General features: G+C 70.9%; 21 protein-coding genes. 14 read left to right on the forward strand and 7 right to left on the reverse strand.

Going from position 1 to position 18,247, the window contains the following annotated elements; all coding sequences use genetic code 11:
- Positions 1-17: 17 nt before the first annotated feature.
- The 3 genes from AB6L24_RS26830 to rpmB are packed head-to-tail and all read right to left on the reverse strand — an operon-like array spanning position 18 to position 1,134.
- The gene (locus tag AB6L24_RS26830) at positions 18-533 is read right to left on the reverse strand and encodes a hypothetical protein (protein ID WP_405659310.1); all 516 of its coding nucleotides are present in this window, start codon (positions 531-533) and stop codon (positions 18-20) included.
- Between the two features lie 59 nt (positions 534-592).
- A complete protein-coding gene (gene rpsN, locus AB6L24_RS26835; protein WP_380842090.1) occupies positions 593-898 on the reverse strand; it encodes a 30S ribosomal protein S14 in 306 nt (101 codons plus the stop codon).
- Positions 898-1,134, reverse strand: coding sequence for a 50S ribosomal protein L28 (gene rpmB, locus AB6L24_RS26840; RefSeq protein ID WP_030361076.1), 237 nt, complete (start codon positions 1,132-1,134; stop codon positions 898-900). The genes rpsN and rpmB overlap by 1 nt, the downstream gene beginning before the upstream one ends.
- 71 nt (positions 1,135-1,205) lie before the next feature.
- Between rpmB and rpmG the strand changes: the two genes are divergently transcribed.
- From rpmG to AB6L24_RS26865, 5 genes are all read left to right on the forward strand, one after another.
- Positions 1,206-1,370, forward strand: coding sequence for a 50S ribosomal protein L33 (gene rpmG / locus AB6L24_RS26845; RefSeq protein WP_030361075.1), 165 nt, complete (start codon positions 1,206-1,208; stop codon positions 1,368-1,370).
- Positions 1,371-1,373: 3 nt separating this feature from the next.
- The gene (locus AB6L24_RS26850; RefSeq protein WP_030361074.1) at positions 1,374-1,622 is read left to right on the forward strand and encodes a type B 50S ribosomal protein L31; all 249 of its coding nucleotides are present in this window, start codon (positions 1,374-1,376) and stop codon (positions 1,620-1,622) included.
- 62 nt (positions 1,623-1,684) lie between these two features.
- The gene (locus AB6L24_RS26855; protein ID WP_405663351.1) at positions 1,685-2,848 is read left to right on the forward strand and encodes a CobW family GTP-binding protein; all 1,164 of its coding nucleotides are present in this window, start codon (positions 1,685-1,687) and stop codon (positions 2,846-2,848) included.
- A gap of 2 nt (positions 2,849-2,850) precedes the next feature.
- Positions 2,851-3,111, forward strand: a complete 261-nt coding sequence (gene rpsR, locus AB6L24_RS26860) for a 30S ribosomal protein S18 (RefSeq protein ID WP_405659314.1) — start codon at positions 2,851-2,853, stop codon at positions 3,109-3,111.
- A 323-nt stretch (positions 3,112-3,434) separates the two neighbouring features.
- Positions 3,435-3,674, forward strand: a complete 240-nt coding sequence (locus AB6L24_RS26865; RefSeq protein ID WP_190118079.1) for a DUF397 domain-containing protein — start codon at positions 3,435-3,437, stop codon at positions 3,672-3,674.
- A gap of 96 nt (positions 3,675-3,770) precedes the next feature.
- On the opposite strand, the gene AB6L24_RS26870 is transcribed toward AB6L24_RS26865, so the two are convergent.
- Positions 3,771-4,280, reverse strand: a complete 510-nt coding sequence (locus AB6L24_RS26870; protein WP_380842081.1) for an ATP-binding protein — start codon at positions 4,278-4,280, stop codon at positions 3,771-3,773.
- Positions 4,281-4,595: 315 nt separating this feature from the next.
- Between AB6L24_RS26870 and AB6L24_RS26875 the strand changes: the two genes are divergently transcribed.
- The 6 genes from AB6L24_RS26875 (at position 4,596) to AB6L24_RS26900 (ending at position 10,372) form a co-directional block, all read left to right on the forward strand.
- Positions 4,596-5,519: a helix-turn-helix domain-containing protein gene (locus AB6L24_RS26875; protein ID WP_405659317.1), complete on the forward strand. Its 924-nt coding sequence runs from the start codon at positions 4,596-4,598 to the stop codon at positions 5,517-5,519.
- Between the two features lie 60 nt (positions 5,520-5,579).
- A complete protein-coding gene (locus tag AB6L24_RS26880; RefSeq protein ID WP_405659319.1) occupies positions 5,580-7,037 on the forward strand; it encodes an aldehyde dehydrogenase family protein in 1,458 nt (485 codons plus the stop codon).
- 140 nt (positions 7,038-7,177) lie between these two features.
- Positions 7,178-7,729, forward strand: coding sequence for a DinB family protein (locus AB6L24_RS26885; protein ID WP_405659322.1), 552 nt, complete (start codon positions 7,178-7,180; stop codon positions 7,727-7,729).
- Between the two features lie 26 nt (positions 7,730-7,755).
- On the forward strand, positions 7,756-8,400 hold the full coding sequence (locus tag AB6L24_RS26890; RefSeq protein ID WP_405659324.1) for a PadR family transcriptional regulator: 645 nt from the start codon (positions 7,756-7,758) through the stop codon (positions 8,398-8,400).
- 155 nt (positions 8,401-8,555) lie between these two features.
- Positions 8,556-9,518 carry an ATP-binding cassette domain-containing protein gene (locus AB6L24_RS26895; protein ID WP_405659327.1) on the forward strand — a complete coding sequence of 321 codons (963 nt, stop codon included), beginning with the start codon at positions 8,556-8,558 and terminating at the stop codon, positions 9,516-9,518.
- A gap of 26 nt (positions 9,519-9,544) precedes the next feature.
- Positions 9,545-10,372 (forward strand): ABC transporter permease, encoded by an 828-nt coding sequence (locus AB6L24_RS26900; RefSeq protein WP_405663354.1) that lies wholly within the window; start codon positions 9,545-9,547, stop codon positions 10,370-10,372.
- Positions 10,373-10,587: 215 nt separating this feature from the next.
- Here AB6L24_RS26900 and AB6L24_RS26905 read toward each other — a convergent pair whose 3' ends face one another.
- Positions 10,588-12,000: a glutamate decarboxylase gene (locus tag AB6L24_RS26905; RefSeq protein ID WP_405659330.1), complete on the reverse strand. Its 1,413-nt coding sequence runs from the start codon at positions 11,998-12,000 to the stop codon at positions 10,588-10,590.
- A 130-nt stretch (positions 12,001-12,130) separates the two neighbouring features.
- On the opposite strand from AB6L24_RS26905, the gene AB6L24_RS26910 reads away from it, so the two are divergent.
- The gene (locus AB6L24_RS26910; protein WP_405659332.1) at positions 12,131-12,901 is read left to right on the forward strand and encodes a MerR family transcriptional regulator; all 771 of its coding nucleotides are present in this window, start codon (positions 12,131-12,133) and stop codon (positions 12,899-12,901) included.
- A gap of 149 nt (positions 12,902-13,050) precedes the next feature.
- Positions 13,051-14,274, forward strand: coding sequence for a DedA family protein (locus tag AB6L24_RS26915; RefSeq protein WP_405659335.1), 1,224 nt, complete (start codon positions 13,051-13,053; stop codon positions 14,272-14,274).
- 23 nt (positions 14,275-14,297) lie between these two features.
- On the opposite strand, the gene AB6L24_RS26920 is transcribed toward AB6L24_RS26915, so the two are convergent.
- Positions 14,298-16,040, reverse strand: a complete 1,743-nt coding sequence (locus tag AB6L24_RS26920) for a threonine/serine exporter ThrE family protein (RefSeq protein ID WP_405659337.1) — start codon at positions 16,038-16,040, stop codon at positions 14,298-14,300.
- A 69-nt stretch (positions 16,041-16,109) separates the two neighbouring features.
- A complete protein-coding gene (locus tag AB6L24_RS26925) occupies positions 16,110-16,601 on the reverse strand; it encodes an inorganic diphosphatase (RefSeq protein ID WP_030361059.1) in 492 nt (163 codons plus the stop codon).
- A gap of 85 nt (positions 16,602-16,686) precedes the next feature.
- Between AB6L24_RS26925 and dacB the strand changes: the two genes are divergently transcribed.
- Positions 16,687-18,210, forward strand: a complete 1,524-nt coding sequence (gene dacB, locus AB6L24_RS26930; protein WP_405659340.1) for a D-alanyl-D-alanine carboxypeptidase/D-alanyl-D-alanine-endopeptidase — start codon at positions 16,687-16,689, stop codon at positions 18,208-18,210.
- Positions 18,211-18,247 lie beyond the last annotated feature (37 nt).

The raw sequence follows: 18,247 nt of genomic DNA on the forward strand, positions 1-18,247 counted from the left end.
GCCCCGGCGTACCTGCGCTAGGACTGCGGAATGTCCGCCGTCGGCAACCCCTCCGGCAGCTTCCCGCCCTTCGTCCGAAGGAACTCGTCCTTCCCGAAGCCCTCCCAGGTGATCTTCAGCGTCTTGCCGTCGACGGAGTCGATGCGACCCTTCGTGCGGTCCATGTCCCCGTCGGCGCACTTCAGCTTGATCGTCCGGTCCCCGCCGACCGCGGCGAAGCCGTTGCAGACGTGCTCGCCGACCAGCGTCGCGCGGTTCTTGGTGATCACCAGGGCGACCGGCTTGCCGCCGGTCGTGGCGACCCAGCTGCCCTCCAGGTCCTTGCCCGAGGCGCCCGCGCCGTCGGAGTCGGCGCCGTCGTCGGAGCCGGAGTCGCCCGGCGTCTTGGAGGCGCTGTCCGACGCCCCCTTGTCCTTGCCCTTGTCGCCGTCGGCCTTGTCGTCGCCGTCGCTGCTGCAACCGGTCAGGACGAGGGCGGCGGCGAGCGCGGCCACCGCGGCGCCGATCGTCGTGCTGCGGACACGGGTCTGCACTGAAGTCCCCCTATGTGGAGCGCTGTTCCGGGCCGTGGCCCGTCGAATCGCGCGCCAAGCTACCAGGAGGATTTGCGGACGCCGGGCAGGAATCCCGCGTGGGCCTGCGCGCGGAGCCGCACCCTGGAGAGCCCGAACGTGCCTACGTATCCGCGGGGACGCCCGTCCACGCTGTCGCGGTTGCGCACGCGTGTGGCGCTCGCGTCCCGGGGCTGGCGTTCCAATTCCCGCCGGGCGGCGAGCCGTTCGGCGTCCGGGGTGCCGGGGCGCCGGATGATCTCCTTCAGCTCGGCCCGCCGGGCCGCGTACCGCGCGACGATCTCGCGCCGCTTCTCGTTCTTCGCGATCTTGCTCTTCTTGGCCATCAGACCTTCACCCCACGCGCACGGATCCTGGCCACGGCGGCCTCGATCCCGATGGTGTCGACGGTCTTGATGCCCTTGGCGCTCAGCCGAAGGCGCACGTACCTGCCCTCGCTGGGCAGCCAGTAGCGCTTGCGCTGGATGTTCGCGTCGAAGCGGCGCGGGGTGCGCCGGTGCGAGTGCGAGATGTGGTTGCCGAACCCGGGCTTGGCGCCGGTGAGCTGGCAGTGGGCGGACATGGTGACGCACCTCTCGGTCGGATTCGCCCCGTCCATTTGGAAACGGGATTCATTTTCATATACTAGCCCTCATGGCTCGCAATGAACTCCGCCCCGTCATCAAGCTCCGGTCCACGGCCGGAACGGGATACACGTACGTGACCCGCAAGAACCGCCGGAACGACCCCGACCGCCTGACCCTGCGCAAGTACGACCCGGTGGCCGGCCGCCACGTCGACTTCCGAGAGGAGCGCTGACCCATGCGACCCGGAATCCACCCGCCGTACGGGCCCGTCGTCTTCCGCGACAAGGCCGCGAACTTCGCCTTCCTCACGCGCTCCACCGCGACCAGTGACAAGACCGTCGAGTGGGAGGACGGCAACACCTACCCCGTCATCGACGTCGAGGTCTCTTCCGCGAGCCACCCCTTCTACACGGGGCAGCAGCGCGTCCTCGACACCGCGGGCCGCGTGGAGCGGTTCGAGCGGCGGTACGGGGGCGGGCGCTGATGGGCGCCCGAGGATCCGGCGGCCCCCACGGCCCCGGCCGCCCCTACGGCACCCCCGGCCGTATGGACGTCGCCGTCGTCGCGGGGATGCACACCGACGCCCGCGCCGCCACCGTCGACCGGCTGCTCGCCACCGTGCCGGACAGCGTCGCCCTGCACCACGACCTGTCCACCGCCGCGCACGGCACCGTCACGCGGACCCTGCGCGACGCGAGCGGAATCCTCTCCACCGGTGAGGCGCCGCTGGTCAACGACTGCGCCTGCTGCGCCCTTCGCGAGGACCTGGTGCCCGAGCTGGAGCGGCTCGCCGAGAGCGGGCTCACCCGGCTCGCCGTCGTCGAACTGTGGGACTCCGTCGAGCCGAAGGCGATGGCCGAGGTCATCGCCGCGCACGGCTCCGACGCGCTGCGCCTGAGCGGCGTCGTCACCGCCGTCGACCCCAGCCTGCTGCTGCCCTGCCTCGCCAACGGCGACGACCTCGCCGACGCCGGGATCGCCGCGGCCGCCTCCGACCAGCGCACCGTCGCCGACACCTGGGCGCGCCAGCTCGAATACCCGCCCGTGCTCGCCGTCCTGGAGTCCGAGGTCGCCGATGAAGAGGACCGGGCCCTGCTGGCGCAGCTCCACCCGACAGCCCGCCAGGTCCCGATCGGCCACGGTGACCACGGGGGTACCTCCCTGCTCCTTGAGAGCTTGGGGGTGGGCGCCGCACTCGGCGGCTTCGACGTGCAGGCGGCGGCCGCGGCCCAGCACCCCGCCTGCGCGCTGCTGCCGACCGAGGCCGACGAGAGCGGGGTGGGCACGTTCGTGTGGCACCGCGAACGGCCCTTCCACCCGGAGCGGCTTTTCGCCGCCCTGGAGGACCTGACCTGCGCCGCCGCCCGCAGCCGCGGCCGCTTCTGGCTCGCCGACCGGCCCGACACACTGCTCGCCTGGGACGCGGCGGGCGGTGCGCTGTGCGTGGAGAACGCGGGGCCGTGGCTGGCCTCGCTGCCCGACGCGGCCTGGGAGATGGTGCCGCCGGTGCGCCGGGCCGCCGCCGCCCTCGACTGGCACCCCGAGCACGGGGACTGCTGCCAGCACCTGGTCTTCACCTCGCCCGGCCTCGACCGCGACGGGCTCGCCCAGGTCCTGGAGTCCTGCCTGCTCACGGACGAGGAGTACGCCGCGGGGCGCGCCGCCTGGAAGACCCTCACCCCCGCTTTCGACGCCCTCCTGGAGGTCTGACCGTGTCCCCTTCGTCCCCCTCGCCGTCCGCGCGCCGCACCGACCGCGGCAAGCCGCTCAAGTCCCGCCCCAACCCACTGGATCAGGCCGGAATCACGTACATCGACTACAAGGACACCGATCTGCTGCGGAAGTTCGTCTCCGACCGGGGCAAGATCCGCAGCCGTCGGGTCACCCGGGTGACTGTGCGGCAGCAACGGCAGCTCGCCAAGGCCATCAAGAACGCCCGCGAGATGGCGCTGCTTCCGCCCGCCTCCCGTTGAAGCGCGCCCTTTCGCCCCCGTTTGCACACGTACTCACCGCGTCTTCGGCCAAAAACGCAGCCGTTTCGCTTCCCACGGCGTCTGTACCAAGTGCACGAGGTATTCGATCCGGACAACCCGGCGCGGAACTTGGCGCGGAAGATCATGGACGGGGGCCGTCGTTCGCATGTCGTGCGGGCACTGGGGAAGCGGCGGGAGGGCTGTAACCAGCTCACCACGGCGCGTGCACGTGCATCTGCCCATGCATCGGCACATGAACACGGCTATGATCCGGGACAGTTGACGGCTACAACGACAGCCACGGCACCACCGGGGAGCGACCTGTGCACCACGTGTTCAACGGCATGGCGGCCACGGATCTTCACGGGGTGGTCTGGCAGAAGAGCAGGCACAGCAACTCGCAGGGCGCCTGCGTGGAGTTCGCGAGGCTGCCGGGCGGCGACGTGGCCGTCCGCAACTCGCGGTTTCCCGAGGGACCCGCACTCGTCTACACGCGCGCCGAGATCGAGGCCATGCTGCTCGGCATGAAGGACGGCGAGTTCGACGGCCTGATCGGCGGCTGACCACCGCCGGTGGTCCTGCTCAGCGGCTCGACCCCGCTGTACAGGACACCGTGACGGATCGCGGGAGAGAAACGGGGGTGGGCTGTTCCCCTGGCACTACGCCAGCTGGAACAGCGCCCACACCACCTTGCCGTTCAGCGCGCCCGCGAGCGGGTGCCAGCCCCAGCCGTCGCTGAAGGAGTCCACCAGGAAGAGCCCGCGGCCCGACTCCGCGGAGAAGTCGTCCTCCGCCTCCTCGCGCGCGACCGGACTGTCGTCGCTGGGGTCCCGCACCGCGCACACGAGCCGTGAGGTCCAGCGCATCATGTGCAGCCGCACGGGCGCGTCCTCGGTGGCGCCGACCGGACACGCGGCCCGCGGGGTGTCCGCGGGCAGGGCGTGCCGAAGGGCGTTGGTGACGAGTTCGGAGACGACGAGCGCGATGTCGTCGAACCGCTCCTCCAGCTCCCAGGACACCAGCGTCTTGCGGGTGAACTGCCGGGCGCTGCCCACGGCTTCGTACCGGGCGGGAAGAGCGCAGGAGGCCGCACTGGAGACCGCGGAGGGGTCGAGCGGAGGAAGGCCCTGCCGTAACGGCTCGAGCATGGTCGATCCATTCGTCCCCATGCGAGGCACTCCCCGGTTTTCGCGGTTCGCGGTACAAAGCGATGAAGCGGTGGCGCGGTCGGTACAGCCGGGCGGCACAGCGATGGCGCAGCGGTGACGCGCGGACCATGGTTCCGAATGCGTACAGCAGATGCAAGGGCAGATGCACGTGCACGCGCCGGACTTGACCGTTCCTAGGCTGCTTCTTGCCCATTTCTTCCTACGACTTCTTGTGCAGACCTTCCGGAGGCTTTCCCTTTCCGTAACCGAACGAGTACGGCCTGAAGCGTTTAATGGCAGACTGCGGGTCTCACACCTTGGGGAGGACTGAGCGAAGTGACCGCTGGGGAGTCGAGCGGCTCGGTGGTACGGCGCATCCTGCTGGGCTCGCAACTGAGGCGCCTGAGGGAGTCGCGGGGCATCACCCGCGAGGCGGCGGGCTACTCGATCCGCGCTTCTGAATCGAAGATCAGCCGCATGGAGTTGGGACGGGTGAGCTTCAAGTCGAGGGACGTCGAGGACCTCCTCACGCTCTATGGCGTCATGGACGAGGCCGAGCGCAACGCTCTCCTCTCGCTCGCCAAGGAGGCCAACCTGACGGGCTGGTGGCACAGTTACTCCGACGTCCTGCCCGGCTGGTTCCAGACATACATCGGCCTGGAGGGCGCCGCCTCCCTCATCCGTGTCTACGAAGTCCAGTTCATCAACGGCCTGTTGCAGACCGAGGCGTACGCCCACGCGGTCGTCGAGCGCGGCATGAAGGCCGCCGCCGCAGGCAAGGCGGCTGGAGGCGGTCGGTCCGGTCGCGCGGGCCGCGGCGGCCGGATCAACCAGGCGGACGTGGACCGGCGGGTGGCTCTGCGCCTGGAGCGCCAGAAGCTGCTCGTCTCCGAGCGCGCGCCGCGCTTCCAGTGCGTCCTCGACGAGGCCGCGCTGCGGCGCCCGTACGGCGACCGGGAAGTGATGCGCGGTCAGATCCAGCACCTGATCGACATCTCCGAGCGCCCGAACGTGACGCTGCAGGTCATGCCGTTCACCTTCGGCGGACACGCGGGCGAGTCCGGGGCGTTCACGATGCTCAGCTTCCCCGAGTCCGACCTGTCCGACGTGGTGTACCTGGAGCAGCTCACGGGCGCCCTGTATCTGGACAAGCGCGAAGAAGTCGCCCAGTACGAACGCGTGATGGCCGAACTGCGGGAGGACTGTCCGAATCCGGCCGACAGCCGTGACCTTCTCCGTGGTCTACTCCAACTGACCTGAATCGTCAGTAGGATGACGTGAAATCAGGTGTCTGCTCTCTGCGGCAAGGGGTCTCGCGTCATGTCCTTCTTCACCGATCTGGCTCACCAGTACATCGACGGTGAGTGGAAGGCCGGCTCCGGTTCCTGGGACATCATCGACTTCAATCCGTACAACGGGGAGAAGCTGGCGTCGATCACCGTCGCCACGGCGGACGAGGTGGACCAGGCCTACCGAGCCGCGCAGCGCGCCCAGGAGGCATGGGGTGCGACCAACCCCTATGCCCGGCGCGCCGTCTTCGAGCGTGTCCTGCGCATCATCGAGGACCGCGAGGCCGAGATCACCGAGGCGATCGTCGACGAACTCGGCGGCACGCTCGTCAAGGCCGGTTTCGAACTGCACCTGGCCAAGGAGTTCCTGCGCGAGGCGATACATCTCGCGCTCGCCCCGCAGGGCCGCATACTTCCCTCGCCCGACGACACCAAGGAGAACCGCCTCTACCGCATCCCGGTGGGCGTCGTCGGCGTCATCAGCCCCTTCAACTTCCCCTTCCTCCTCTCGCTCAAGTCGGTCGCCCCGGCCATCGCGCTCGGCAACGCCGTCGTCCTGAAGCCGCACCAGAACGCGCCGGTGCTCGGCGGCAGCCTGATCGCGAAGATCTTCGAGGACGCGGGGCTGCCCCCGGGCGTCCTGAACGTCGTCATCACGGACATCGCCGAGATCGGCGACGCGCTCATCGACCACCCGGTCCCCGGCGCCATCTCCTTCACCGGCTCCGACGCCGTCGGCCGCCACGTCGCCACCGTCTGCGCCCAGACCTTCAAGCGCTGCATCCTCGAACTCGGCGGCAACAGCGCCCTGATCGTCCTGGACGACGCGGACGTGGACTACGCCGTGGACGCGGCCGTCTTCAGCCGCTTCGTCCACCAGGGTCAGGTCTGCATGGCCGCGAACCGCATCCTCGTGGACCGCTCCGTCGAGGCCGAGTTCACCGAGAAGTTCGTCACCAAGGTCAAGTCCCTGAAGGTCGGCGACCCGGCGTCCCCCGACACCCACATCGGCCCGCTCATCAACTCCTCGCAGGCCGAAGGGGTTTCGTCGCTCGTGACGCAGGCCGTCCAGGCGGGCGCCACGGCCCTCCTGCACGGCCGCACCGAGGGCAACCTGGTCGCGCCGTCCGTCCTCACCGGCCTGCCCGAGGACGCCCCGGTCCTGCGCCAGGAGATCTTCGGCCCGGTCGCCCTCATCCTGCCCTTCGACGGCGAGGACGAGGCCGTGCGCATCGCCAACGACACTCCGTACGGTCTGAGCGGCGCCGTCCACACCGCCGACGTCGAGCGCGGCGTCCGGGTCGCCCAGCGCGTCAAGAGCGGCATGATGCACATCAACGACGGCACGGTCCACGACGAGCCGATCGTGCCCTTCGGCGGCGAGAAGCACTCGGGCGTCGGCCGCCTCAACGGCGACGCGACGATCGAGGCGTTCACGACGCACAAGTGGATCTCGGTGCAGTACGGACGGTCGCGCTTCCCGTTCTGACCGCGGCGCTCTGACCGCGGCGCGAGGAAATTCGCTCCCTCACCCGGGCCATCGAGGACAGCATCTGTCCTCGATGGCCCGTAGCGTCTGTGGTGTCGGACAGGCCGACGGCCCGGCAGGGCCGAGGAGAGGCGGACATCATGGTCACCCACGTCAACGCGGAAGCTCCCGGCGACGAGCGCGGCGCACTCATCGCCTTCGTCGAGGCCCAGCGCGGCGGCATCCGCCGCTCGGTGCTCGGGCTCAGCGACGAGCAGGCGTCCGGCCGGCCGAGCGCCAGCGAGCTGAACCTCGCGGGCCTGGTCAAGCACGTCGCCGAGACCGAGCTGAACTGGCTGCGCATGGCCCAGCAGAAGCCCAACGAGCGCCGGCGCACCGAGGAGACCTGGGGCGACAGCTTCCGCCTCGTCGAGGGCGAGACGCTCGCCGACGTCCTCGCGTTCTGGGCCGAGGTCGCCGCCGAGACGGACGCGTTCATCCGTGAGGTGCCGAGCCTCGACGACACCTTCCCGTTGCCGGACCAGCCCTGGTTCCCGGACGACGGCGCCGTGTCGATGCGCTGGCTGATGCTGCACCTGGTCGAGGAGATCGGGCGGCACGCCGGGCACGCGGACATCATCAGGGAGTCCCTGGACGGCAAGACGGCCTTCGAGCTGGTGGCGCTGGACCAGGGATACGCTAGTCAAAGTTGATTGGCTGTCTCGGAGAGGTGTGGTGAATGTCGGCGATCCGGCTGCTGGTCCTGGGGGCCGTCCGTCAGCACGGGCGGGCCCACGGCTACCAGGTCCGCAACGACTTGGAGTACTGGGGCGCCCACGAGTGGTCCAACGCCAAGCCGGGCTCGATCTACCACGCCCTGAAGCAGATGGCGAAGCAAGGCCTGCTGTACGAGCACGAGACCGCGCCGTCCACGGCCGGAGGCCCGCCGCGCACCGAGTACGAGATCACGGAGAAGGGCACGGTGGAGTACCTCGACCTGGTCCGTGAGGCGCTGGTCTCGACGTACAACCAGAAGCCCGACATGCTCTCGGCCGCGGTGGGCCTCATGGTCGACCTGCCGCGCGCGGAGGTCATCGACCTGCTCAAGCAGCGGGTCAGCGGCCTCGGCGACTGGCGCGCGTCCGTCACCGAGTACTACACCCCCGAGGACGGGCCCGAACAGCTCGGCCACATCGGCGAGATCATGAACCTCTGGCTGCACCAGGCCGACGCGGGCGCGACATGGACCCGCAGCCTGATCGAGCGCATCGAGGGCGGCGCGTACACCTTCGCCGGTGAGGGTGAACCGTTCGTCGGGGTGCTCGCGGAGGGCGAGGAGAACCCGTTCGCGACGGGGGAGCGGCACGCGGGCGACGACGCCTGAGCACGACGGGGCAGGGCGCGACAAAAGAATCTTCGACTTTTTCAGCTAATCAAGTTTGACGAATCGCGGAGCGGGCACTACCTTCGAAGCCCGCAAGGTAGTCAAGCTTGACTAATTGCGTGGGCTGGGCAGTGGTGAACCCCGGAGGGAGTCGGATGACGGACGCGATCGTCGTCGAAGGCGCACGGAAGAGGTACGGCGAGAAGAAGGCCCTGGACGGGCTCGACCTGGTGGCCGCGCGCGGCACGGTGCACGGCGTGCTCGGGCCGAACGGCGCGGGCAAGACCACGGCGGTGCGGATCATGGCCACGCTGCTGCGCGCGGACGAGGGGCGCGTGGAGATCGCCGGGTACGACGCGGGGCGGCAGGCGGGCGAGGTGCGCCGCCGCATCGGCCTGCTCGGCCAGCACGCCGCCGTCGACGAGGAGCTGAGCGGCCACCAGAACCTGGAGATGTTCGGCCGCCTCTACCACCTCGGCGCGCGCCGCTCGCGGGTGCGGGCCGACGAGCTCCTCGACCGCTTCGGCCTCGCGGACACCGGCCGCAAGGCGGTCAAGCAGTACAGCGGCGGCATGCGGCGCCGCCTTGACCTCGCCGCCTCACTGATCACGGAACCGGAGGTGCTCTTCCTGGACGAGCCGACGACGGGCCTCGACCCGCGCGGCCGCGCCGAGGTGTGGGACGCGGTGCGCTCCCTCGTCGGCGCGGGCACGACGGTGCTCCTGACCACGCAGTACCTGGAAGAGGCCGACCAGCTGGCCGACCGCATCTCCCTGGTCGACCACGGCAAGGTCATCGCGGAGGGCACCGCCGACGACCTGAAGGCGCGGCTCGGCGGCGACCGCATCGACGTCGTCGTGCGCGACGGGGCCGAGCTGGTGCGCGCGGCCCGGCTGCTGCCCGGCGCGGCGGACGACGTGACGGTCGACGCCGACCGGCGCCTGGTCAGCGCGCCCGTCGCCGACCGCATGGAGGCGCTGACCCTGGTCGTGCGGGCGCTCCAGGAGGAGGGCATCGAGGCGGAGGACATCGCGGTGCGCAGGCCGACCCTGGACGAGGTGTTCCTGCGCCTCACGGGGCGCACGGAGGACCAGGAACGCATGAAGGAGGCCGTGTGAGTACGACGACTGGCGGTACGCCGACGATGGTGGCCGGGACCTCGGCGGGCGGCCCCGGGGCGGGCGGCTCCCGGATCGGCTGGGCCCTCATCGACTCCTGGACCATGTCCCGGCGCGAACTCGCCCACTGGGCGCGCCAGCCCGTGCAGGTCGTCGTCGGGCTCGCCTTCCCGGTGATGCTCCTGCTGATGTTCAACTACCTGATCGGGGGCGGCAAGGGCATCCAGGGCGACTACGCCGAGTTCCTGGTGCCCGGCATGTTCGCGCTGACGATGGTCTTCGGCCTGGACGCCACGATGGTCGCTGTCACCACCGACCTCAACAAGGGCGTCGTCGACCGCTTCCGGTCCATGCCGATGACCAACGGGGCCGTCCTGGTGGGCCGTTCCGTCGCCGACATGCTCCAGTCCTTCGCCTCCCTCATCGTCATGATGGGCGTCGGGCTCGCCATCGGCTGGCGCTGGCACGGGTCCTTCGCCGGGGTCCTCGGAGCCGTCGGGCTCCTCATGCTCCTGCGGTTCGCCATGCTGTGGCTCGGCATCTACCTCGCCATGGTCGCCGGCAAGCCGGAGCTCGTCGTGGCCGTGCAGATCCTCGTCTGGCCCGTCGGGTTCCTCTCCAACGCCTTCACCGTGCCGCAGAACATGCCCGACTGGCTCGGGGCGGCGGTCGAGTGGAACCCGATGTCCGCGGCCGCCACGGCCGTCCGTGACCTCTTCGGCAACGACCCCGGAGTGACCGGCTCGTCCTGGGCCGCCGACCACGCCGAACTCCTGGCGGTCGCCTGGCCCCTGGCCCTGGTGGGCGTGTTCCTGCCGCTGGCGGTGCGGAGGTTCGGGGCGCTGAGCAAGTAGGCGGGCGGGGCGCCTTCGCGGGGGCGGGTCGGTGTCCCGTGCGGGTGGGACGGTCCTCCGCCGAATCGGCGCTCCGCGCCTCGTCCTCAATCGCCGGACGGGCTCCATACAGCCCCTCCGGCGCTTGAGGAGCGGGGTCTGGGGCGGAGCCCCAGTCTCGGGAAGGGGCGGGCTTGGGGAGCCCCCGGCAGGCCCCACCCCCACCCGCCCCTCCCCTAGTGATGAAACCCCGTGGCCACCCCCCGGTCCCGGGTCAGCGGATGCGGCTGGCGGCGGAGTTCGGGGAGGAGCCGCCCCAGGTCCGCCACGAAGAGCCGCGCGAGGTCGGACGAGAACCCGTTGCGGCACACGATGCGCAGGACCGCCAGATCCTCCCGGTTCGCGGGGAACGTATAGGCGGGCACCAGCCACCCCCGCTCCCGCAACCGCCGGGCCACATCGAACACGTCGTAGGAGTCGACACCCGCATCCGTGGTGAAGGCGAAGACGGGCAACTCGTCCCCCCGGGTGAGCAGCCGGAAGTCCCCCAGGGCCTCGATCCGTGTGGCCAGCCCCCGCGCCACGTCCCGGGACGCCTGCTGGACGGCCCGGAACCCCTCCCGCCCGAGCCGCAGGAAGGTGTAGTACTGCGCGACGACCTGCGCCCCGGGCCGCGAGAAGTTGAGCGCGAATGTGGGCATGTCCCCGCCGAGATAGTTGACGCGGAAGACGAGTTCCTCGGGCAGCTCGGCGGGCGTACGCCACAGCGCCCACCCGACCCCGGGGTAGACGAGCCCGTACTTGTGCCCGGAGGTGTTGATGGACGAGACGCGGGGCAGCCGGAAGTCCCAGACGAGGTCCTCGTCGAGGAAGGGCGCGACCATCGCCCCGGAGGCCCCGTCGACGTGGACGGGAATGTCGAGCCCGGTCCGCTCCTGGAGGGCGTCGAGCGCGGCGCACACGTCGGCCACGGGCTCGTAGGAGCCGTCGAAGGTGGAGCCGAGGACGGCGACGACGCCGATGGTGTTCTCGTCGCAGAGCGCGGCGGCGGCCTCGGCGGAGAGGTGGAACCGGTCGCCCTCCATGGGCACCTGCCGCGCCTCGACCTCCCAGAAGTCGCAGAACTTCTCCCAGCAGACCTGCACGTTGACGCCCATGACGAGATTGGGCCGGGCCTCGCGGGAGGGATAGCGGTCGGCGTTGCGGCGCGCCCAGCGGCGCTTGAGGGCCATCCCGGCGAGCATGCAGGCCTCGCTGGACCCGGTGGTGGAGCAGCCGACGGCCGCCGCGGGGTCGGGCGCGCGCCACAGGTCGGCGAGCATCGCCACGCACCGCCGCTCCAGCTCCGCCGTGCGCGGGTACTCGTCCTTGTCGATCATGTTCTTGTCCCGGCACTCCGCCATCAGGACCCCGGCCTGCGGCTCCATCCAGGTGGTGACGAAGGTGGCGAGGTTGAGGCGGGAGTTCCCGTCCAGCATGAGTTCGTCGTGGACGAGCTGGTACGCGGTCATGGGCGGCAGCGGCCCGTCGGGGAGGCGGTGCTCGGGCGGGGCCTCGGTCATGCCGCCGACGGGGTTCGCCTCGCCGTAGAACGGGTTCACCGAGAGGGCGCGGTCGTCGGGCCGGTCGGGGCCGTGGTGGAGGGGCATCGCGGGTCCTTCCGGCCGAGGCTCGGGTGCTGTCCCTTTCGGGAGGATATGGCCGGGCGTTCGGGCTTGCACCTCACGTGGCGTGAGGACTCACTCTGGGACGCGTACCGAGCAAGAGAGGGCGGAATCCATGAGCTACTCCGTGGGACAGGTCGCCGGTTTCGCCGGGGTCACGGTGCGCACGCTGCACCACTACGACGAGATCGGCCTGCTCGCGCCGAGCGAGCGCAGCCACGCGGGCCACCGGCGCTACAGCGACGGCGACCTGGACCGGCTGCAGCAGATCCTGTTCTACCGGGAGCTCGGCTTCCCCCTCGACCAGGTCGCGACCCTGCTCGACGACCCGGACGCGGACCCGCGCGCGCACCTGCGCCGCCAGCACGAGCTGCTGTCCGCCCGGATCGCCAAGCTCCAGCAGATGGCCGCGGCCGTCGAGACCGCCATGGAGGCGAGACGCATGGGCATCAACCTCACGCCCGAGGAGAAGTTCGAGGTCTTCGGAGACTTCGATCCCGACGAGCACGCGGAGGAGGTGGAGCGCCGCTGGGGCGACACCGAGGCGTACGCCGAGTCGCAGCGCCGCACCGCCGCGTACACCAAGGAGGACTGGAAGCGGCTGACCGAGGAGCTGGACGCGATCCACGCGCGCATGGGCGACCTGCTGGCCGCGGGGGAGCCCGCGGACTCCGCGGCGGCGATGGACGTGGCGGAGGAGCACCGGCTCTTCATCTGCGCCGGCTACTACGACTGCGCCCACGAGCTGCACAGCTGCCTCGGCGACATGTACGTGTCCGACGCCCGCTTCACGGCCACGTACGAGGCCGTCAGGCCGGGTCTCGCGGTGTACATGCGGGACGCGATCCACGCGAACGGCGCCCGCGCGGGGGCCCGCGGCGAGTGACCGCGGTTCCTGGGGGAACCCGAGGGGGGCCGGTGGAACCTGTCCGCGTCACCTCGCGTTGGTAACTTTGGGCGGCGACCGATGCCATCACACCGCACGGCCCGCCCGCAGAGCCCCACCGCCCCCCTCACCCACAGGAGCCCGGAACCGTGACGACGCTTGCGCTCGGACCAAGCTGGCTGGATCCGGACTACCTGCTGAACCAGTTCGGACTCTGGGGCCTGCTCCTGATCGTCTTCGCGGAGTCGGGCCTGCTCATCGGCTTCTTCCTGCCGGGCGACTCGCTCCTGTTCACCACGGGTCTGCTGATCACGACGAACAAGCTGGACACCCCGCTGTGGCTGGCCTGCATCCTGATCGTCATCGCCGCGATCCTCGGCGACCAGGCCGGCTATCTCTTCGGCAAGAAGGTCGGCCCGTCCCTGTTCAACCGCCCGGACTCCAAGCTGTTCAAGCAGGAGAACGTGGTCAAGGCCCATGAGTTCTTCGAGAAGCACGGCCCGAAGTCCCTGGTCCTGGCCCGCTTCGTGCCGATCGTGCGCACGTTCACGCCGATCATCGCGGGCGTCAGCGGCATGCGGTACCGCTCGTTCATCACGTTCAACATCCTCGGCGGCATCCTGTGGGGCGCGGGCGTCACGCTGCTCGGCGCCTGGCTCGGCAAGCACGAGTTCGTCCACAAGAACATCGAGGCGATCCTGATCCTGATCGTCCTCATCTCGGTGGTCCCGATCATCATCGAGTTCCTGCGGGCCCGCTCCAAGAGCAAGAAGGGGTCCGCCGAGGCCCCGGCGGCCGCCACCGACGCCACTGCCGGCGCCGACGACCACGACGACTTCGGCGGCCACGGCGGCGCGCAGTACGGGACGCACCAGTCCCAGCAGTCTCCGTACCCGCAGCAGGGCCAGTACGGGGACCGGCAGGGCGGCGGCCAGTACGGCAACGGCGCGGACGGCGGGCACTACCAGGCCCAGCAGCCGCAGTACGGCGACCACCAGACCCAGTTCCTGGGCCGCCAGCAGCCGCAGTACGGCGACCAGCAGGCCCCGCACCAGCAGCAGGGCTACCCGGACCAGCACGCCCAGCACGCCCAGCCCGCGCAGCACCAGCAGTACCAGGGCCAGTACAGCGATCAGTACGGCAACCAGTACGGCGATCAGTACGGCAACCAGTACGAGGGCCAGCAGGGCGGCCAGCAGTACCAAGCCCCGTACGACCCCGCCGCCCAGCAGTACGACGGCGGGCAGTACCAGGGCCAGCAGCCTCAGCAGCCGCAGTACGGCGACCACCAGACCCAGTACCTGGGCCGCCAGCAGCCCCAGCAGCCCCCGTACCCCGAAGAGCCCCAGCAGCCCGGCAACCCCAGGTACTGAGCAACCCCCGGTGCTGACCCGCCCTAGAAGCCGCGCGTCCGCTTGGCCGCGCGGCGGCCCTTCTGGCCTCCGGACGCCCGCGGCGCCTTGAGGAAGAGCCGGGACAGCTCGCCGCCCAGGTTCACGCCGATCGCGATGGCGAGGGCCAGGGCGGCCGCCTTGGAGAGCGAGGCGAGCCCCGGGTTGAGGTTGTTCCTGGCGATCTCGAGCAGCCCGAAGTACGTGGCGCTACCGGGAAGCAGCGGCCCGATCGCCGCTGTCACGTACGGCAGCGCGGACGCGAACCGGTAGCGCGACAGGAGCTGGCCGAACAGGCCCACGAGCCCCGCCGCGACCGCCGTCGCCGCCACCGGCGAGATCCCCCCGGCGCGGGCGAGCGCGCCGAACACGACCCAGGCCACCCCGCCGTTCAGCGTCACCAGGAGCACGGTGGAACGTTCCTGCTGAAGCAGGATGGCGAAGGCCAGGCTCAGCGACATGGACGCGAGGATCTGGATCCACGGCCGGTCGGAGGAGTGGATCGACGTCTCCGGGTTGAGGCCCGCGTCCAGGGTCACGCCCAGATAGAGCACCATCAGCACGCCGCAGACGATCCCGACGATCAGATACCCGACCTCCAGGAGCCGGGCCGCCGCGGTGATGTAGTAGCCGGTCAGGCCGTCCTGCACGCCCGCGACGAGCGCCCGCCCCGGGATCAGCGCGAACAGCCCACCGGTGATCACCGCGGACGCCTTCACGTCCGGCAGGTCGAGCAGACTGATCGCCACGCCCATCGCGGCCGGAGGCATCGCCGCGACCACGAACTGGTAGAACTCCGGCAGCCCGCGCCCCGCGCACAGCCACGCGAGCCGGTCGCCCAGCATCGCCCCGAGCGCGGCCGCCACGAACACCAGGACGTCACCGCCGACCAGCACGGACGCCGAACCGGCGAGCAGCCCGGCCGCGGCCGTCAGCGCCCAGCCCGGGTAGGGGTGCCGGTTCCTGCGGAGCTCCGCGAGGCGCCGGTAGGCCTCCTCCAGGGAGATGTCGACGTCCTCGGAGCTGATGTCGTCCACGAGCCGGTAGACGGCCGACAGACGCGTGTAGTCGGTGCCCCGGCGGCGCACCGTGCGCGACGCCGTCACCGGGTCGTCCACGAGGGAGGGCTGGTACGAGATCGCGATCAGCGTGAACGTGACGTTCGGCTCGCAGCGGTCCAGGCCGTAGGAGTGCGTGACGGCGAACATCGCCGCCTCCACGTCCTCCGCGCCCTCACCGCCCGCGAGCAGCAGCTCCCCGATGCGCAGGGTGAGGTCCAGGACGCGGGGCACGGCAGGCCCCTCGTCCTCCTCGTGCCGCTGCGTCGGCTCCGGCGCGGGGCGGTCGGCCACCGGCGTGCGCAGGATCGTGCGCATCCGGTCCTGCCAGGGCGCTTCCTTGACGAGCCGGACCACGGGGACCCCGCCGGGCGGGGTGAAGGCGGGCGGTTGCTGGGCGTCGTACGCGGGAGGTGGCGTGAACGCCGAGGACTCCTTGTCCTCGGGCAGCTGCGGGATCCGCAGACCCGTCGGGATCGTGAACTCCGATGACGGGTGGTCCTCCTCGGGCCCGGTCGCCTGGTCGACGCCGCCGACGGGGGCGAAGGCGCTGTGCGCCTCGTCCGACTGCGGCTTGCGGTCCTCCTCCGCCTCTGCCACTGGGTGATGCCTCGTTCCTGTGTACGTACGTGTCGTGCGCACCCTACGTACGTCAGTATGCGCACGAGACACGTGAGTATGCGCACGCATCTGTCGGCGCACGCGAACGGGCCGCGTGCCCCCCGGAGGAGTCACGCGGCCCGTGGGCGCGGCTGGCTGTCAGTGACCGCCGTGCGCCTCGAAGCGCTTGTAGGAGGCCTCGATCTCGGCCTCGGCGTCGGTGCGGCCGACCCAGTCGGCGCCCTCGACGGACTTGCCGGGCTCCAGGTCCTTGTAGACCTCGAAGAAGTGCTGGATCTCCAGGCGGTCGAACTCGGAGACGTGGTGGATGTCGCGCAGGTGCTCCACGCGCGGGTCCGACGCGGGGACGCAGAGCAGCTTGTCGTCGCCGCCGGCCTCGTCCGTCATCCGGAACATGCCGATCGCGCGGCACTTGATGAGGCAGCCCGGGAAGGTCGGCTCGTCGAGGATGACCAGGGCGTCCAGCGGGTCGCCGTCCTCGCCGAGGGTGTTCTCGACGAAGCCGTAGTCCGCCGGGTAGCTCGTGGACGTGAAGAGTCGACGGTCCAGGCGGATACGGCCGGTCTCGTGGTCGACCTCGTACTTGTTCCGCGAACCCTTCGGAATCTCGATGGTGACGTCGAACTCCACGGGTGGCTCCTCCATGATCAGCACATACTTCGGGTGGTTAAGTGTCCCTCACGCAGATGTGTGATCGCGAAAGGGGCAGGTCGTCGTGGACGAGCGCAAGCCTGGGCAGCAGCTTCGTCAGCTGCTGCAGCTTCTGGGGCGGCTTGCCGTCAAGCCTCCCGCGAAACTCAGGACCTGGCAGCTCACGGCCGTCTCGGCCGCCGTCGGCCTCGTCGTCGCGGCCGTGGCGATCGCCGCGGCCGGCCCCTGGGACTCCTCCGGCCAGCGTACGGCCGAGCGGGACCTGGCGGCTTCCCGGGAAGCCGGGGGTGGCGCAGATCACGCCGGTGGGGCCGGTGGCGGCGCCCCGAACGCGGCCCCGAGCGCGCCCTCGGTGCTCGCAGGGATCGCCGGACTCGGCCGCAGCGCCCGCAAGGCACCCGACACCGGCGGCAGGCGGCTCGCGGACGTCCTGCGCCCCCTGATGGACGACAAGAAGCTCGGCCGCGAGCGGTCCGGCGTGGTCGTGGACGTGGCCACGGGCAAGCGCCTGTACGGCAAGAGCTCGGGCCGGGCCCTGACGCCCGCGTCCACCACGAAGATCGCCACGGCGGTCGCCGCGCTCTCGGCCCTCGGCCCCGACCACCGCCTCACCACGAAGACGGTCATCCGCCGCGACTCCCGCGACGTCGTCCTCGTCGGCGGCGGCGACCCGACCCTGACCGCCCGCGGCGAGGGCCGGTACGTCGCCGAGTCCGCCAGCCTGCGCGAGCTCGCCGACGACACGGCGAAGGCCCTCAAGAAGCGCGGCGCCGACCAGGACGTCTCCCTGTCGTACGACACGTCCCGCTACTCCGGGCCGCCGCAGCACCCCATCGGCCCCAACGAGAACATCGCCCCCGTCAGCGCCCTGATGGCCGACGAGGGCCGCCTGGACGACTCCTCGTCGGGGCCCGCGGCCCGCACCGCCGAGCCCGCGCGGGACGCGGCGCACAACTTCGCCAACCTGCTGCGCGAGCGCGGCATCGGCCTCAAGGCCGACCCGAAGTCCGGCAAGGCCCCCGAGAAGGCCGCCGAGCTGGCCCGGACCCGGTCGCAGCCCCTGTCCGCCCTCGTCGAGCGGATGCTGACGCACAGCGACAACGACATCGCCGAGGCCCTCGCCCGCGAGACCGCCGTGGCCGGGGGCGAGCCCGCCAGCTTCGACGGCGCGGCCAGGGCGGTGCGGGCGCGGCTCGACAAGCTCGGACTGCCCCTCGACGGCGCCAGGTTCGCCGACGGCAGCGGCCTCGACCGCGAAGACCGCCTCTCCGCGCGGCTCCTCGCCGCCCTCCTCAAGCACGCGGCCGGACCCGGCCGCCCCGACCTGCGCTCCGCGGTCACGGGCCTGCCCGTCGCCGGCTTCACCGGCACCCTCGTCAACCGCTACCCCGACGCCTCCGCGGGCACCGGCGTCGTCCGAGCCAAGACCGGCACCCTCACCGGCGTCAACAGCCTCGCAGGCACCGTCGTGGACCCCGACGGCCGCCTCCTGGCCTTCGCCTTCATGACCACAGGCACCACGGACCCCCAGGGCGCCCAATCAGCCCTGGACGCGATGGCGTCGGCCCTGGCGGGCCGGGACGACTAGCCGAGAGCCCGGGGGAGGGTGAGCACGGCCCGGCCGA

Source organism: Streptomyces sp. RK9, from assembly GCF_045070545.1.
Classification (GTDB): Bacteria; Actinomycetota; Actinomycetes; order Streptomycetales; family Streptomycetaceae; genus Streptomyces; species Streptomyces alboflavus.